Origin of the sequence: Falsiroseomonas ponticola (genome assembly GCF_016805305.1) — a bacterium.
Classification (GTDB): domain Bacteria; phylum Pseudomonadota; class Alphaproteobacteria; order Acetobacterales; family Acetobacteraceae; genus Falsiroseomonas; species Falsiroseomonas ponticola.
The window spans coordinates 73834-88242 of sequence record NZ_JAERQN010000001.1; the positions used below are offsets into that span (position 1 = coordinate 73834).

The window sequence follows — 14409 nt, forward strand, 5'->3', positions numbered from 1 at the left end:
CCCCCTGCCGCGGGGATGGATGGGGCCGCATCGCCGGGGGGATCGCAACGGAAAAGGGATCGCAACGGAAAAGGGCCGGCCCCTCGCGGGGACGGCCCTTCGCTCAACCCGGCCTTGCGGGCGGGTTCAGTGCTTCACGTCGGCCCAGACCTTGCGCTTCACCGCATAGGTCAGCCCGCCGAGGATGATGAGGAAGAGGATGATGCGGATGCCCATGGCCCGCCGCTTCTCCGCCTCCGGCTCCGCCGCCCAGGCCAGGAAGGTGGTCACGTCGCGCGCCATCTGGTCCACGGTGGACTCGGTGCGGTCGGCGTATTCCACCTGGCCCGGGTTCAGCACGTTCGGCATCGCGATCTGGTGGCCGGGGAAGTAGGCGTTGTAGTTCATCCCGTCCATCAGCTGGAAGCCGGCCGGCGCGTCGCGGTAGCCGGTCAGCAGCGCGTGGATGTAGTCGGCGCCGTTGTGGCGGGCCTTCACCATCACGGAGAGGTCGGGCGGATAGGCGCCGTTATTGGCGGACCGCGCGGCCTGCTCGTTCGGGAAGGGCCGGCGGAAGCGGTCGGACAGCCGCGCCGGGCGCTCGAACATCTCGCCCTGGTCGTTCGGGCCGTCCACCACCTGGAAGGTGGCGGCGATGGCGCGGACCTGCTCCTCGGAAAGCCCGATCTCCAGCAGGTTGCGGTAGCTCAGCTGCCGCATCGCGTGGCAGGCGGAGCAGACTTCCTTGTAGACCTGGAAGCCGCGCTGCAGCGACCCGCGGTCATAGACCCCGAAGAAGCCTTCGAAGCTGAACCGGACGTCGGGAAGGGCGATCGCCTCCCCGGCCGCGCGGGCCGGGGTTGCGCTCATCACGGTGGCGGCGCCGAGGGCCAGCGCGCCAACCAGGTTGCGGAAGCCCCGCAGGGACACGCGCATCAGGCCTTCTCCATCGGCTTGGCCAGGGCACCGGCGGGCAGCGGCCCGCCGCCGCGCAGCACGGGCAGGGCGATGCTTTCGGGCAGCGCCAGCGGCCGCTCCAGCCGGCCGAGCAGCGGCAGGATCAGCAGGAAGTAGGCGAAGTAGTAGGCCGTCGCGATGCGGGAGATCGTGACATAGGGCTCCTCCGCCGGCTTCCCGCCCGCCCACATCAGGACGAAGAAGGCGATCAGCCACAGGAACAGCGCCCACTTCGCCACCGGGCGGAAGCGCATGGACCGCACCGGGGAGGTGTCGAGCCAGGGCAGGATGAACAGCACCGCGATGGAGCCGAACATCAGCAGCACGCCGCCGAGCTTGTCCGGCACCGCGCGCAGGATCGCGTAGAAGGGCAGGAAGTACCATTCCGGCACGATATGCGCGGGCGTCACCAGCGGGTTCGCCGGGATGTAGTTGTCGGGGTGGCCGAGGTAGTTCGGCGCGAAGAACACCAGCGCGGCGAAGACGATGAAGTAGACCACCAGGCCGACGCTGTCCTTCACCGTGTAGTAGGGGTGGAAGGGCAGCGTGTCCTGCGGGCCCTTCGGGTCGATGCCGAGCGGGTTGTTGGACCCCGTGATGTGCAGCGCGGCGACGTGCAGGAAGACCACGCCCGCGATCACGAAGGGCATCAGGTAGTGCAGGCTGAAGAAGCGGTTCAGCGTCGGGTTGTCGACCGAGAAGCCGCCCCACAGCCAGGTCACGATGTGCTCGCCCACGATCGGGAAGGCGGAGAACAGGTTCGTGATGACCGTCGCGCCCCAGAAGGACATCTGGCCCCAGGGCAGAACGTAGCCCATGAAGGCGGTGGCCATCATCAGCAGGAAGATGACGACGCCCAGGATCCACAGCAGCTCGCGCGGCGCCTTGTAGGACCCGTAGTAGAGCCCGCGCCAGATGTGGATGTACACGACGATGAAGAACATCGACGCGCCGTTCATGTGCACGTAGCGGATCAGCCAGCCGTAGTTCACGTCGCGCATGATGCGCTCGACGCTGTCGAAGGCGTAGGCGGTGTGCGGCGTGTAGTTCATCGCCAGGAAGATGCCGGTCGCGATCATGATCATCAGCGTGACCATGGCGAGCGCGCCGAAGTTCCAGAAGTAGTTGAAGTTACGGGGCGTCGGGAACGTCCCGTACTCCTTCTGCATCATGGTGAAGACCGGCAGGCGCTGGTCCACCCAGCGCAGGACGGGGTTTGAGATGGTGCTGTCGTGAAGGCCGATGGCCATCTTGCCTGGCTCCTCGGGGGTTGCGGGGCTCACGGGCGGGCGCGGACCATACCGCGCCCCGGCGCCGTCAGCCGATCCGGATCTGGGTGGGAGAGGTGAAGGTGTATTCGGGAACCGCAAGGTTCAGCGGCGCCGGCCCCTTACGGATGCGGCCCGAGGTGTCGTAGTGGCTGCCATGGCAGGGGCAGAACCAGCCATTGTAGTCGCCGCGCGGGTCGGACGATTTCTGCCCGAGCGGCACGCAGCCGAGATGCGTGCACACCCCCACCACCACCAGCCACTGGTCGCGCTGCACGCGGCGCTGGTCCGGCGCCGGGTCCTTCAGCTCGGACAGCGGCGTCGCGCGCGCGGCCTGCACTTCCTCCGCCGTGCGGTTGCGGACGAAGACCGGCTTGCCGCGCCACATCACCGTCACCGCCTGGCCGGAGGCGATCGGCCCCAGATCCACCTCGGTGGAGGACAGCGCCAGCACGTCGCGCGCCGGGTTCATGGAATGGATGAAGGGCCACGCCACCACGCCCACGCCGACCGCGGCGAAGGCGCCCGTCGTCAGTTTCAGGAAGTCCCGCCGCGTCTCCCCGGAGCCATCGGCTCCATGGGGCGCACCGTGCGGCGCCTGCGCAGGCGCCATCGTCTCGGCCATGTCGTCGTCCCCTTCCGGTCTCCGCCCGCCGGATAGATCCGGGCGAACCGCCATCCTCGCGCATGCTTCGCGCCAGAAGATGAACCAACCGTGGCCGGCACTGCCCGAACAGGGGCGCGCGCAAGCCGGGGCTGCCACCAACGACGCTGCGCCGCATATAAAGGGTGGCTTGCGATGGTGTCCATCCGGCGGCAGCCCTGAAATCGCAACAGCTTCATCGCGAAGCCGCCCCGCCGCCTCACTTCCGGGCCAGGATGGGCATCCTCTTCATCCCCTGCCAATCTTCCGGTCATGGCGTGCGACCGGCGCGCCGATCGAGGCCATGGCGCGGCGCCCCGCCGCGCCGATCTAGGACCATCCCCGGATGACCGATACGCCCGCCACCCCGCCTTCCCACCCCATGGTGGCCCCCGCCCGCGCCTGGTTCGAAGGCCTGCGCGACCGCATCTGCGCCGAGTTCGAGGCGATCGAGGACGAACTCGCCACCGGCCCCCACGCCACCCTCCCCCCCGGCCGCTTCATCCGCACCGCCTGGGACCGGCCGGAGGGCGGCGGCGGCGTCATGTCCGTCATGAAGGGCCGGGTGTTCGAGAAGGTGGGCGTCAACGTCTCCACCGTCTTCGGCGAATTTTCGGCGGATTTCCGGAAGCAGATTCCCGGCGCGGACGAAGACCCCCGCTTCCTGGCGACCGGCATCAGCCTGGTGGCGCATATGCGCAGCCCCCGCGTGCCGGCCGTGCACATGAACACGCGCTTCATCCTGACGACGAAGGCCTGGTTCGGCGGCGGCGGGGATTTGACCCCGATGGACCACGCCGCCCCCCATTCGAAGGAGGATGCGGCGACCTTCCACGCCGCCTACCAGGCCGCCTGCGACCGCCACGACCCCACCTACTACCCCCGCTTCAAGCAATGGTGCGACGAGTACTTCTTCCTGCCCCACCGCAACGAACCGCGCGGCCTCGGCGGCATCTTCTACGACTGGCTCGGCGACCGCACGCCGGGGAAGGGTGTCGAGGCCGACTTCGCCTTCACCCGCGACGTCGGCCAGGCCTTCCTCGACGCCTACCCCGCCATCGTCCGCCGCCGCATGCATGAGCCCTGGACCGAGGCCGAGCGCGCCCACCAGCTGATGCGCCGCGGCCGCTACGTGGAGTTCAACCTGCTCTACGACCGCGGCACCATCTTCGGCCTCAAGACCGGCGGCAATGTGGAGGCGATCCTCATGTCGCTCCCGCCCGAGACCGGCTGGCCGTGACGCCCAGGCGCCGCTTCCGGCGGCGCCCTGGCCACCCTTTCCATGCCCTCGGGCACGCCTCCGGCGGGCCGTATCCGCGGCCTCGGCCGCCGGTGGCGGCCGGCTGCAGAACAACGCTCGACATCCCGCCCACGGACGCCAAGATGCCCCCGGGTTGCCCGGGGACGCTTCGATGGCCGAGATCACCGTGAATGGAGAGACGCGCCGCGCCGATGTGGAGGGCGATACCCCCCTCCTCTGGGTGCTGCGCGACACGCTGGGCCTGGTCGGCACCAAGTATGGCTGCGGCGTCGCGCAGTGCGGCGCCTGCACCGTGCTGGTGGATGGCGTCGCCACCCGCTCCTGCCAGCTGCCCCTCGATGCCCTGGCCGGCCGCCCCGTCACGACCATCGAGGCGATCGAGGCCGATCCCATCGGCGCCCGCCTGGTCGCCGCCTGGGTGGCGCTCGACGTCCCGCAATGCGGCTATTGCCAGTCCGGCCAGCTGATGGCGGCGACCGCGCTGCTGAAGGAAACGCCGAAGCCCGATGACGCCGCCATCGCCGCCGCCATGACCAATCTCTGCCGCTGCGGCACCTACAACGCCATCGCCGCCGGCATCCGCCGGGCCGCGGAGGCCGCGTGATGAAGGCGCTCAACCTCTCCCGCCGCACGGCGCTGGGTCTGGCGGGCGGCCTCGTCCTCGCGCTCCGCGTGCCCCCCCGCCCCGCCCGCGCCCAGTCCATGGGCGGCCTGCAGCACGCCCGGAAGGTCCCGGCCTACCTCACGATCCATCCTGACGGCCGGATCAGCCTGAAGAATCCCTTCGCGGAGGGCGGGCAGGGCATCCACACCGCCATCGCCCAGCTGGTGGCGGAGGAGCTGGACGCCGACCTCGCCGCCTTCACCGTGGAAACCGCCCCCGCCGGCGCCGACTACCAGGTGCTGTTCAACGGCACGCGCCGCGTCACCGGCGGCAGCTTCTCCATCCGCAACAGCGCCACCCATTTCCGCGTCCTCGGCGCCACCGCCCGCGCCATGCTCCTCCAGGCCGCGGCGCAGCGCCTCTCGGTGCCCGTGGCCAGCCTCTCCACCGAACCCGGCTTCGTCATCCATCCCGGCGGCCGCATCCCCTATGGCGCGCTGGCGGAGGCCGCCGCGGCGCTGCCCATCCCGGCGGATGCCGAGCCCAAGCCCGCCGGCACGCCGCTGCGCCTGATCGGCCAGCCCGCGCCCCGCCTCGACACCCGCGCCAAATCCACCGGCCAGGCGCGCTACGGCATCGACATGCGCGTGGAGGGCATGCTGCAGGCCGCCATCCTCCACGCCCCCCGCGCCGGCGCCGATCCCGGGGCCGTGCTGAACGAGGCCGCGCTGCGCGCCATGCCCGGCGTCCATTCCGTGCACCGCCTGCCCGGCGCCGTCGCCGTGCTGGCGGACAGCTTCTGGCGCGCCCGCAAGGCGGTGGAATCCGCCCAGGTCGCCTGGACCGCGGTCGGCGGCCAGTCCGTGGTGCCGGAGGATTTTTCCAGCTCCTCGATGCTCGACCTGCTGCGCTCCCAGGCCGATGCGCCGGGCAACCCGGCCAGCGACACCCAGGGCGACGCCCCCGCCATCCTCCGCGTCGCCACCAGGACCATCACCGCCGACTACGACGCCCCCTACCTCGCCCACGCCCAGCTGGAGCCGCCCTCCGCCACCGTCCGCTTCAACGCCGATGGCACGCTGGATGTCTGGACGCCGAACCAGGCGCCGGAGCAGTTCCGCGCCATCGCCGCCCGCGAAGCCAACCTGGCCGAGGACCGCATCCGCATCCACACCCCGCTGCTGGGCGGCTTCTTCGGCCGGCACTTCACCTATGGCAGCATCCACCCGATGAAGCAGGCCATCCGCCTGGCCCGCGCCGCCAGCCGCCCCGTGAAGGTCATCTGGACGCGCGAGGAGGAATTTGCGCGGGACGCCTACCGGCCCATGGGCTTCGCCCGGCTGCGCGCCTCCCTCGGCGCCGATGGCCGGATCGAGGCGCTGCACGCCACCATCCCGGGCGAGGGCCCCGTCGCCAAGCATTTCGGCACCGCCCGCCTCGGCAACCCGCCGCTCGATACCAGCGCGGTGGAGGGCGTGGCCTTCAAGCCCTACGCCATCCCCAACCGCCGCATCGAATGGGTGCACGTCCCCCACCCCATCAATGTCGGCTTCTGGCGCTCCGTCGGCCATTCCATGAACGACTTCTTCCTGGAGGCCTTTCTCGACGAGGTCGCGGAAGTGGCAGGCCAGGACCCCCTCGCCTTCCGCCGCGCCCACCTCGCCCATTCGCCGCGCCACCAGGCGCTGCTCGACGCCGTGGTGGAATTGGCCGGCGGCTGGCGCCGCGGGCCCTTCGAGGCGCCGGACGGCACCCGCCGGGCGCGCGGCATCGCCATGGCCTCCCCCTTCGGGACGGAGGTCGCGACCATCGCCGAGGTCTCGCTGCGGGAGGGCGAGGTGGTGGTCCATGACCTCTTCATCGCCATCGACCCTGGCAGCATCGTCAACCCCGCCATCATCCGCGCCCAGGTCGAAAGCGCCGCCGCCATCGGCCTGTCCGCGGCCTGCTTCGAGGAGATGGGCTTCGAGGATGGCCGCCCCATCCCCCGCAACTTCGACGCCTACCGCATCCTGGCGCGGGCGGAGATGCCGAAGGTCCATGTCCGCATCGTCGAATCCGGCGCCCCCATGGGCGGCATCGGCGAACCCGGCACCCCCGGCGTCCCCCCCGCCGTCGCCAACGCCATCGCCGCCCTCACCGGCCGCCGCATCCGCAGCCTGCCCTTCGCGAAGGAACGCATCGGCGCGGCGTGAGGGCGCGGGAAGCCCTCGCGAAGAATGCGAATTATATGTATAATTCGCATTCCGCACCACCGAGGGAGTCCGCGCCCATGCGGGTCACGACGGCCGACTTCATCAGGAACTTCGGCACGCTGGCCGACCGCGCGCTGGCGGAGCCGCTGACCATCACCAAGAACGGGCGGGACCGCCTGGTCGTCGTCTCGGCCGCCGAATACGAACGCCTCAAGCGCCGTGACCGCCAGGCCATCGCCGCCGCCGAGGTGCCGGACGCGAACGCCGCCCTGATCGCCAGCGCGGAAGTCCCGGCCGGGCAGGAGCAGCTGGATGCCGAGCTGACGGATTGGCGCCCCTGACCTGGCCCGCCCCGCAGCCGGGCCTCGTCATCCGCTACGCCTATCTCTGGCGGCGGGAGGCGATGCAGGGCCGGGAGGAAGGCGCCAAGGACCGGCCCTGCGCCATCATCCTTGCCGTGCACGACGATGCAGGCCAGCACCGCGTCCTGGCGCTGCCCATCACCCGCAGCCCGCCTGCCGATCCGGCGGACGCGATCGAGATTCCCCAGGCCACGAAGCGGCGCCTGGGCCTGGATGACGCACGTTCCTGGGTGGTGGTGACGGAGGCGAATGCCTTCACCTGGCCCGGGCCCGATCTCCGGCCCCTGCCGGGGCAGAACCCCGGCTCCGTCGCCTATGGCTTCCTGCCCCCCGCCTTCTTCCGCGCGGTGCGGGATCGCTTCCTGGAGGCACGGCGCCGGCAGATCGCCGCCCTGGTGCAGCGGACGGCAAAGCCCCTATCGCCGCCGCTTGGTCAGGATCGGCGGCGGCACGCCCCCGATCTCCCGCAGCTCCGCCTCCATCGCGTCATGCTGCCGGCGCAGATCGGCGACATGCGCGTCGCGCTGCGCCATCTCGCCCGGGGTCTTCATCTTCCAGTCCTGCGCGCGCTGGATCTCCTCCCGCTTCGCCAGGATCATCTCCTTCAGCTGCTCCCGCCGCGCGATCCGCTCCGGCGGGTCGGGCTCGGGCTCCGGCTCCGGCGCCGGGTCCGCGGTGATGCCGTGGCCCGGCCCGCCGGTCAGCACCATCGGCGCCTCCGGCCAGAAGGCATCCGCCGCCGCCAGCCCCTCGAACAGCCGGATCAGGCGGGACCAGCGCACGCGCTGCTCGGCGAAGCCCTCCCCCGCCGCCTGCAGCCCCGCGCCGCGGCCGACATGCACCCGCCGCCTGCCCCAGCGCGCCTCCCCCTGCGCCAGGAACAGCGCGGCGACGGCCGGGCCATGCGTCTCCGCCAGGAAGGCCTCCACATCCGCCATGCGGGGCGGGCGGGACAGGCTGCGCCGCCAGTCGCGCCAATGCGCCATCACGTCCCGCGCATCCAGCAGGATCTGCAGCTTCTCGAAGGCCGCGTCGCTGAAGGCCTCCGCCACCCACAGCCAGGCCCAGCGCAGCATGTAGGTCAGGCCGAAGGCCGCCTCCGCCACCAGCAGCCGGCCGCGATGGGCGATGCCCCACAGCACCGCCCCCGCCAGCACCAGCGGCGCCGGCTCCGGCGGCACATCCGCCAGCAGCAGCCCGGCGAGCGACGCCGCGCCCAGCATCGCCGCCACCCCATCCACCATCACCAGCAGCAGGGAGGCGACCTTGAAGCCCCGCCGCACGCGGCGCCGCCGCGGCGGGCGTTCCGCCGGCGCCGCCACCGGGCGCTGCCGCGGCCGGCGGCCGCCATTCCATCCCCCGGGCCATCCCCCTGGCCGCGCCTCCTGGTGGCTGGCCAGCGTCGCGCGGGACCGGTCGAGCAGCGCCGCCACATCCGCGCGCTGCCCGGCCAGGCCGGATTGCTCCAGCCGCTCCACCAGCATCCGCAACTCGGAAAGCGACTGGGCCTGCGCCGCCATGCATACCTCCGGCCTTCCTTGTCCGCTGTCCGGATTAGGCTTCGGTAAAAGGGCGGCGCTTCACCCTCCCTGGCCGCGTCCCCGCCAAGCCTCTATCCTGGCGCCAACCAAGGGGAGACATCCGGAATGACCACGCGCCGCATCCTGCTGGGCACCAGCCTGGCCGCGCCCTTCCTCGCCACCACCGGCGCGCTGGCGCAGGGGGCATGGCCGAACCGCTCCGTCCGCGTGATCGTCCCCTGGCCGCCCGGCGGGTCCACCGACGTGCTCTGCCGCCTGCTCTGCGAACAGCTCCAGCAGAAGACCGGCCAGTCCTTCGTGCTGGAAAACCGCCCCGGCGCCGGCGGCAACATCGGCGCCGACGCGCTCGCGAAATCGGCGCCGGATGGCTACACCATGGCGCCGCTGACGCTCGGCGCCTGGCATATCAACAGCTTCCTCTACGCGCGCCTGCCCTATGACCCGCAGCGGGACTTCCAGCCGATCTCGATGCATTGGGAACTGCCCAATGTCCTGGTCGTCTCCGCCCAGCACAATCCCGCGACCAACTTCGCGGAATTCCTGGCCTGGGCGCGCGCGCAGCGGCAGGGGATCTCCTACGGCTCCCCGGGCGTGGGCACCACCGCCCACCTCTCCGGCGCCCTCTTCACCAGCCGCCTGCGGATCGAGGGCACGCATGTCCCCTTCCGCGGCGCCGCCCAGATCATCCCCGCCATGCTGTCGGGCGACCTGAACTGCGCGCTGGACAATTTGGCGAGCTACGTCCCCGTCATCCAGGAAGGCCGCGCCAAGGCCTTCGCGGTCACGGGGGCGGAACGCTGGGCCACGCTGCCGGATGTGCCGACCATGGCGGAGGTCGGCGTGCCCGACTTCGTCATCACCTCCTGGTGCGCCATGGCCTTCCCGGCCGGCGTGCCCGCGCCGATCGTGGAACGCGCCGCCGGCCTGATCCGGGAGGTGACGGAGCCCGCGGCCATGCAGGAACGCTTCCTCCGCGCCGGCGCCAAGGGCGTGTTCAGCACGCCGGCGGAGGTCACGGCCCGCGTCGCGCGCGAAAGGCCGGTCTGGCAGGAGGTGGTGCGGATCTCGGGGGCGCGGCTCGACTGACGGAAGGCGGGGACGGTCCAGGGGCGGCTCGCCCCTGGCGGAAGGGGTCCGGGGAAGGCAGCGCCCTCCCCGGCATCAGCCGCCCTTCCTCTCCCCGTCATGGGTATGGTGGCTGTCCCGCTCCCCACCCCCGCCGGAGACCCGGCTCTTCCCCGCATTGGTGGCCTCCCCCGGCGCCGGCCCGTGATCGTCCCGGTCCCGCGTGGTGTGGCCGTGGGATCCGCCCTGGTGGCTGCTGCCGGGGCCGCCGCCGGTGCGGTCCGCCCCCGGCTTCGGATCGGTCTGCCGTTGCGTCGCCATGCTCATCGATCCTGCTGGTAGCCCTGGTGGCGGGTGTTCTGGTGCGTGTTCCCCTGCCTTCCCTGCTGTTCCAGCTTCCGGTTCTTCGAATCGATGTTGGCCTGCGCCTCCTCCGGCGGCAGCGGGCTGCCGCCGGGGTTGTTGCCGCCGCCGGGGCTCTGGTTGGCCGGCGGCACGGGCGGCACCTTGGCGTTGGACATGGGCTGGTCCTCCTGGGTTGACGCCTCCCCCAACGCCCCCCGCCCGGCGCCGTTCGTTGCGGGTCTCCCGGGCGGGCCCCTCCTGGCCTTCGGCGGCGGGACCCGCCATATCGGCGCCGTGGACCTCTCCTCCCCCGCCGGCCGGCAGCGCGCCTGGCTCAATTCCCTGCTCGTGGATCACGCGATCCTGCGCATCTCCTGGCGCAATTGGGGTGAGGTCTCGCGCGGCCGCCTCTACCGCTCCAACCACCCCCTGCCCTGGCAGCTGGCCGCGGCGCAGCGGCGCTTCGGGCTGAAATCGGTGCTGAACCTGCGCGGCCACCGGCAGGATTGCGGGTCGGATGCGCTCGGCCGGGCGCGGGCGGGCGAACTCGGCCTGATCCATGCCGATGCCCCCTTCGAAAGCCGCGGCGCGCCGCACAAGGACCGCATCCTGCGCCTGGTGGAGCTGCTGCCCACATTGCCTGAGCCACTTCTGATTCACTGCAAGTCCGGCGCCGACCGCACCGGGCTGATCGCCGGAATCTGGCTCATCCTGAATGGCCATTCCGTGGCCGAAGCGCTGGGCCAGTTGCACTGGCGCTTCGGCCACATCGCTGCCAGCCGCACCGGCATCCTCGACGCCTTCTTCCAGGACTACGCCGCCCACCAGGCCGCCCACGGCCCGAAGCCGTTTCTCCAATGGCTCACGCAGGACTATGACGAGGCCGATCTCCGCGCCCGGTTCCGGTCCAAGGCCTGGGCGGACCGGCTGGTGGATGGGGTGCTGAAGCGCGAATAGGCTTGCAGCCCGCGGGCGAAAGGAATATAGTCCTTGACGTCCCGGCATCTCCGCGGAATGACCTTCCCCGCCCCTTGAACCTGCCCCCCGCCTGGGGGATCAGACGCCCAACGACCCGACGCGGAGTTGCCCACCATGAAGTTCGCCTCCCTTGCCGTGCTCGGCCTGGCCCTCGGCCTGGCCGCCTGCTCCTCCAGCGCCGATTCGGATGCGGCGGCGGCCGGCCGGGGCGGCGCCGGCGGCGGGGATGGCCGGGGCGGCGGCATCGGCACCTCGGCGCTGGGCGGCCCGGGCGGCGGCAATTTCCGCCCCGGATCGCAGGAGGAGCTGGCCGGCGCCATCGGGGACCGCGTCCTCTTCGCCACCGATTCCGTGCAGGTGGGCGCCGACCAGCGCCCAGTCCTGTCCCGCCAGGCGGAATGGCTGAACCGCTACCGCCAGGTACAGGTCACGATCGAGGGCCATGCCGATGAACGCGGCACGCGCGAATACAATTTGGCGCTGGGCCAGCGCCGCGCCAATGCGGCGCGGGACCTGCTGGTGGCCGATGGCGTGGCCAGCACGCGCATCCAGACCATCTCCTACGGCAAGGACCGGCCGGTGGAACTCGGCTCCAACCAGGCGGCCTGGGCGCAGAACCGCCGCGCGGTGACGGTGGTTCGCTAGACCTTTCCTCGATTCGTCCGAAAAAACCCGCGAAAATCGGTGCTAAAGGCGGCTAATCGGCATAATCGGCTAAAAGGGCTTAGTGACTAAAAAGTCACGGCTGGCGCGCGGCGAAATCCTCCAGCGCCGCGACGCCGCCCTTGACCAGCAGCGGGATGGCGCGGGCGATCCGCGCCACCGGCCAGTCCCACCAGGCCAGCGCCACCAGCCGCGCGGCCTCCTCCTCCGTGTAGCGGCGGCGGATCACCCGGGCGGGGTTGCCCGCCACCACGGCATAATCCGGCACGTCGCTGCCCACCACGGCGCGGGCGCCCACCACCGCGCCATGGCCAATCCGCACGCCCGGCATCACCAGCGCCTCCATGCCCACCCACACGTCATGGCCGATGACGGTGTCGCGGCCGGGCTTGAAGGGGTAGTCCGCGAAGGGCAGCGCGCCCAGGAAGCCGCCGCCGAGGATGCCGAAGGGGTAGGTGGAGGGCCCCTCCATCGCATGCATCGCGTCGGGGAACATGAAGCGCGCGCCGGTCGCGATGGCGCCGAAGCGCCCGATCCGCAGCGTCGCGCCGGAGGCCCCGAAATTGTAGAGCAGGTTGCGCCGGAAGAAGTCCCGGGCGTGGAGCGGGTCGTCGTAATAGGTGAAGGCGCCGACCTCGACGTTGCGGATCTCCGGCAGGCTGTCGAGCAGCGGCTTCAGGAACACCACCCGCGGCTTGTTGGGGATGGGGTGGATGGCGTCGGGGTCCGGCATCGCCTCCGCCTCGGCGCGGGTGCGGGTCATGCCGCGAAGGCCTGGGTGCGGACCAGGCGGGCATAGAGCCCGTCCTGCGCCATCAGCCCCGCATGCGTCCCCTGCTCCACCGCGCGCCCGCCCTCCATCACCACGATGAGGTCGGCGTCCCGCACGGTGGAGAGGCGGTGGGCAATGACCAGCGTGGTGCGCCCCGCCCGCAGCCTCTCCAGCGCCTGCTGCACCAGCGCCTCGTTCTCCGCATCCAGCGCGCTCGTCGCCTCGTCCAGCAGCAGGACGCGGGGGTTGCGCAGCAGCGCGCGGGCCAGGCTGACGCGCTGCCGCTGCCCGCCCGAGAGCCGGTTGCCCCCGGTGCCGAGTTCCGTGTCGTAGCCCTGCGGCAGCGCCGCCAGGAATTCATGCGCGGCGGCCGCCCGCGCGGCCGCCTCCACCTCCGCCCGCGTCGCGCCCGGGCGGCCGCAGGCGATGTTGGCGAAGGCGGTGTCGTCGAACAGCACGGCGTCCTGGCCGACATAGGCGATGGCGTCGCGCAGGCTCTCCAGCGTCACGCCCCGGATATCCGCGCCATCGATGCGGATCGCGCCTTCCGTCACCTCATAGAGGCGCGGCACCAGCGCCAGCGCGGTGGATTTGCCGGCCCCCGAGGGCCCGACCAGCGCCACCGTCCGCCCGGGCTCGGCGGTGAAGGAAAGGCCCCGCAGCGCCGCATCCGGCACGCCCTCATAGGCGAAGCCAACGCCCTCGAAGGCCACGCTCCCCTCGCCGGCGGGCAGCGGCTGCGCGGTCGCGGCATCCAGGATGCGCGGGCGTTCATCCATGCTGGCGAAGGATCGGGAGAGGCCGGCCAGGCCCTCCTGCAGCGCCGCGTTCAGGCTGCCCAGCGCCCGCGCCGGGCGGGCCGCGATCAGCAGCGCGGCCACGAAGCCCGTGAAGTCGCCGATGGTGCCGAGCCCTTCCGAGACCCGCCAGCCCACGAAGCCCAGCACCAGCGCCACCGCGAAGCCGCCGAGCGCCTCCAGCACCGGGTCGAGCCGCGCCCGCGTCCGCTGGATGGCGAGCTGGCTGTCCCGCAGCCGGGTGAAGGCGGCATCCGCCCGCGCCTCCTCCTGCGCCTCCAGCCGGTAGCTGCGGACCACGCGGGCGGCGCCGAAGCTCTCCACCAGCAGCGCCGCCGTCTCCCCCACCCGGTCCTGCATGCCCGCGGAGGCGCGGCGGATGCGCTTGCCGATGCGGAGAATCGGCACGATGGCGATGGGATAGAGAAGGGAGGCCAGCAGGGCCATCTTCCAGTCCATCCAGAGCATGGACCCCACCAGCCCCACCACCGTCAGCACATCGGCGATGCCGCTGATGGCCTTGGACAGCGCCTCCCGGATCAGGGCGGCGTCCGTGGTGAAGCGCGCGGCGTGGCGCGCGGGGGCGTCCCGCGCCACGGCCGCCAGGTCGGCGCGGGTCAGCGCCCGGAACAGGTCCCGCTGCAGGTCGGTGATGACGCTCAGCACCACCCGCTGCATGGCGACCGCCTGGCCGTACATGGTCAGGGCGCGCGCCAGGGTGACGGCGATGATGACGGGCGGCAGCGCCCAGACCACGCGGGCATCGCCCTCCGCGAAGAGGTTGAAGGCCTGCTGGATGATCAGCGGGTAGAGCGCCGTCGTCCCCGCCACCCCCAGCGTGCAGGCGATGGCGAGCGCCACGCCCCAGGGATAGCGCCGGATGTAGTCGCGCCAGAGGCGGCGGACGAGCGGCAGGGAGGCGGCATCGAAGGCAGGTCGGGCCATGCCCGCCGTGTAGTCCAAGCCGGCGAGAAGGGCC

Annotated in this window: 15 protein-coding genes; 7 read left to right on the forward strand and 8 right to left on the reverse strand. The window is 71.7% G+C overall.

Features of this window, described 5'->3' with window-relative positions; all coding sequences use genetic code 11:
• Positions 1-126 precede the first annotated feature (126 nt).
• The 3 genes from JJI54_RS00315 to petA all read right to left on the reverse strand — a co-directional run bounded on the left by JJI54_RS00315 (position 127) and on the right by petA (position 2829).
• Complete coding sequence (locus JJI54_RS00315) at positions 127-915, reverse strand: cytochrome c1 (protein ID WP_203069809.1); 789 nt, start codon at positions 913-915, stop codon at positions 127-129.
• Positions 915-2186 carry a cytochrome b gene (locus JJI54_RS00320; RefSeq protein WP_203069811.1) on the reverse strand — a complete coding sequence of 424 codons (1272 nt, stop codon included), beginning with the start codon at positions 2184-2186 and terminating at the stop codon, positions 915-917. The genes JJI54_RS00315 and JJI54_RS00320 overlap by 1 nt, the downstream gene beginning before the upstream one ends.
• Before the next feature lie 67 nt (positions 2187-2253).
• Positions 2254-2829, reverse strand: coding sequence for a ubiquinol-cytochrome c reductase iron-sulfur subunit (petA, locus tag JJI54_RS00325; protein WP_203069813.1), 576 nt, complete (start codon positions 2827-2829; stop codon positions 2254-2256).
• Positions 2830-3193: 364 nt separating this feature from the next.
• On the opposite strand from petA, the gene hemF reads away from it, so the two are divergent.
• The 4 genes from hemF to JJI54_RS00345 all read left to right on the forward strand — a co-directional run bounded on the left by hemF (position 3194) and on the right by JJI54_RS00345 (position 7248).
• Complete coding sequence (hemF, locus tag JJI54_RS00330; protein ID WP_203069815.1) at positions 3194-4087, forward strand: oxygen-dependent coproporphyrinogen oxidase; 894 nt, start codon at positions 3194-3196, stop codon at positions 4085-4087.
• A 172-nt stretch (positions 4088-4259) separates the two neighbouring features.
• Entirely contained in the window at positions 4260-4712 is a 453-nt protein-coding gene (locus JJI54_RS00335) for a (2Fe-2S)-binding protein (protein ID WP_203069817.1), read from the forward strand.
• Complete coding sequence (locus JJI54_RS00340) at positions 4712-6907, forward strand: xanthine dehydrogenase family protein molybdopterin-binding subunit (protein ID WP_203069819.1); 2196 nt, start codon at positions 4712-4714, stop codon at positions 6905-6907. The genes JJI54_RS00335 and JJI54_RS00340 overlap by 1 nt, the downstream gene beginning before the upstream one ends.
• A 77-nt stretch (positions 6908-6984) precedes the next feature.
• Positions 6985-7248, forward strand: a complete 264-nt coding sequence (locus JJI54_RS00345; protein WP_203069821.1) for a type II toxin-antitoxin system prevent-host-death family antitoxin — start codon at positions 6985-6987, stop codon at positions 7246-7248.
• A 437-nt stretch (positions 7249-7685) separates the two neighbouring features.
• Here JJI54_RS00345 and JJI54_RS00350 read toward each other — a convergent pair whose 3' ends face one another.
• The gene (locus JJI54_RS00350; protein ID WP_203069823.1) at positions 7686-8789 is read right to left on the reverse strand and encodes a hypothetical protein; all 1104 of its coding nucleotides are present in this window, start codon (positions 8787-8789) and stop codon (positions 7686-7688) included.
• Between the two features lie 126 nt (positions 8790-8915).
• On the opposite strand from JJI54_RS00350, the gene JJI54_RS00355 reads away from it, so the two are divergent.
• On the forward strand, positions 8916-9896 hold the full coding sequence (locus JJI54_RS00355; protein WP_203069825.1) for a Bug family tripartite tricarboxylate transporter substrate binding protein: 981 nt from the start codon (positions 8916-8918) through the stop codon (positions 9894-9896).
• A 75-nt stretch (positions 9897-9971) separates the two neighbouring features.
• Here JJI54_RS00355 and JJI54_RS00360 read toward each other — a convergent pair whose 3' ends face one another.
• Both JJI54_RS00360 and JJI54_RS00365 read right to left on the reverse strand, forming a co-directional pair.
• Positions 9972-10196, reverse strand: coding sequence for a hypothetical protein (locus JJI54_RS00360; protein ID WP_203069827.1), 225 nt, complete (start codon positions 10194-10196; stop codon positions 9972-9974).
• 2 nt (positions 10197-10198) lie between these two features.
• Entirely contained in the window at positions 10199-10396 is a 198-nt protein-coding gene (locus JJI54_RS00365) for a hypothetical protein (RefSeq protein ID WP_203069829.1), read from the reverse strand.
• 118 nt (positions 10397-10514) lie between these two features.
• Here JJI54_RS00365 and JJI54_RS00370 point away from each other — a divergent pair, with 118 nt between their 5' ends.
• Both JJI54_RS00370 and pal read left to right on the forward strand, forming a co-directional pair.
• Positions 10515-11177, forward strand: a complete 663-nt coding sequence (locus JJI54_RS00370) for a tyrosine-protein phosphatase (protein WP_404817584.1) — start codon at positions 10515-10517, stop codon at positions 11175-11177.
• A 135-nt stretch (positions 11178-11312) separates the two neighbouring features.
• Positions 11313-11843, forward strand: a complete 531-nt coding sequence (pal, locus tag JJI54_RS00375; protein WP_203069833.1) for a peptidoglycan-associated lipoprotein Pal — start codon at positions 11313-11315, stop codon at positions 11841-11843.
• A 94-nt stretch (positions 11844-11937) separates the two neighbouring features.
• Here the strand turns inward: pal and JJI54_RS00380 are convergent, their stop codons facing one another.
• Both JJI54_RS00380 and JJI54_RS00385 read right to left on the reverse strand, forming a co-directional pair.
• Positions 11938-12624, reverse strand: a complete 687-nt coding sequence (locus JJI54_RS00380; protein WP_226381325.1) for a CatB-related O-acetyltransferase — start codon at positions 12622-12624, stop codon at positions 11938-11940.
• Positions 12621-14375 (reverse strand): ABC transporter ATP-binding protein, encoded by a 1755-nt coding sequence (locus JJI54_RS00385; RefSeq protein WP_203069835.1) that lies wholly within the window; start codon positions 14373-14375, stop codon positions 12621-12623. Before JJI54_RS00385 ends, JJI54_RS00380 begins: the two co-directional genes overlap by 4 nt.
• Positions 14376-14409 lie beyond the last annotated feature (34 nt).

Bases quoted from the DNA above. Each gene is read 5' to 3' on its own strand.
- JJI54_RS00315 (WP_203069809.1), bottom strand. From the start codon at position 915: ATGCGCGTGTCCCTGCGGGGCTTCCGCAACCTGGTTGGCGCGCTGGCC.
- JJI54_RS00320 (WP_203069811.1), bottom strand. From the start codon at position 2,186: ATGGCCATCGGCCTTCACGACAGCACCATCTCAAACCCCGTCCTGCGC.
- petA (WP_203069813.1), bottom strand. From the start codon at position 2,829: ATGGCCGAGACGATGGCGCCTGCGCAGGCGCCGCACGGTGCGCCCCAT.
- hemF (WP_203069815.1), top strand. From the start codon at position 3,194: ATGACCGATACGCCCGCCACCCCGCCTTCCCACCCCATGGTGGCCCCC.
- JJI54_RS00335 (WP_203069817.1), top strand. From the start codon at position 4,260: ATGGCCGAGATCACCGTGAATGGAGAGACGCGCCGCGCCGATGTGGAG.
- JJI54_RS00340 (WP_203069819.1), top strand. From the start codon at position 4,712: ATGAAGGCGCTCAACCTCTCCCGCCGCACGGCGCTGGGTCTGGCGGGC.
- JJI54_RS00345 (WP_203069821.1), top strand. From the start codon at position 6,985: ATGCGGGTCACGACGGCCGACTTCATCAGGAACTTCGGCACGCTGGCC.
- JJI54_RS00350 (WP_203069823.1), bottom strand. From the start codon at position 8,789: ATGGCGGCGCAGGCCCAGTCGCTTTCCGAGTTGCGGATGCTGGTGGAG.
- JJI54_RS00355 (WP_203069825.1), top strand. From the start codon at position 8,916: ATGACCACGCGCCGCATCCTGCTGGGCACCAGCCTGGCCGCGCCCTTC.
- JJI54_RS00360 (WP_203069827.1), bottom strand. From the start codon at position 10,196: ATGGCGACGCAACGGCAGACCGATCCGAAGCCGGGGGCGGACCGCACC.
- JJI54_RS00365 (WP_203069829.1), bottom strand. From the start codon at position 10,396: ATGTCCAACGCCAAGGTGCCGCCCGTGCCGCCGGCCAACCAGAGCCCC.
- pal (WP_203069833.1), top strand. From the start codon at position 11,313: ATGAAGTTCGCCTCCCTTGCCGTGCTCGGCCTGGCCCTCGGCCTGGCC.
- JJI54_RS00380 (WP_226381325.1), bottom strand. From the start codon at position 12,624: ATGACCCGCACCCGCGCCGAGGCGGAGGCGATGCCGGACCCCGACGCC.
- JJI54_RS00385 (WP_203069835.1), bottom strand. From the start codon at position 14,375: ATGGCCCGACCTGCCTTCGATGCCGCCTCCCTGCCGCTCGTCCGCCGC.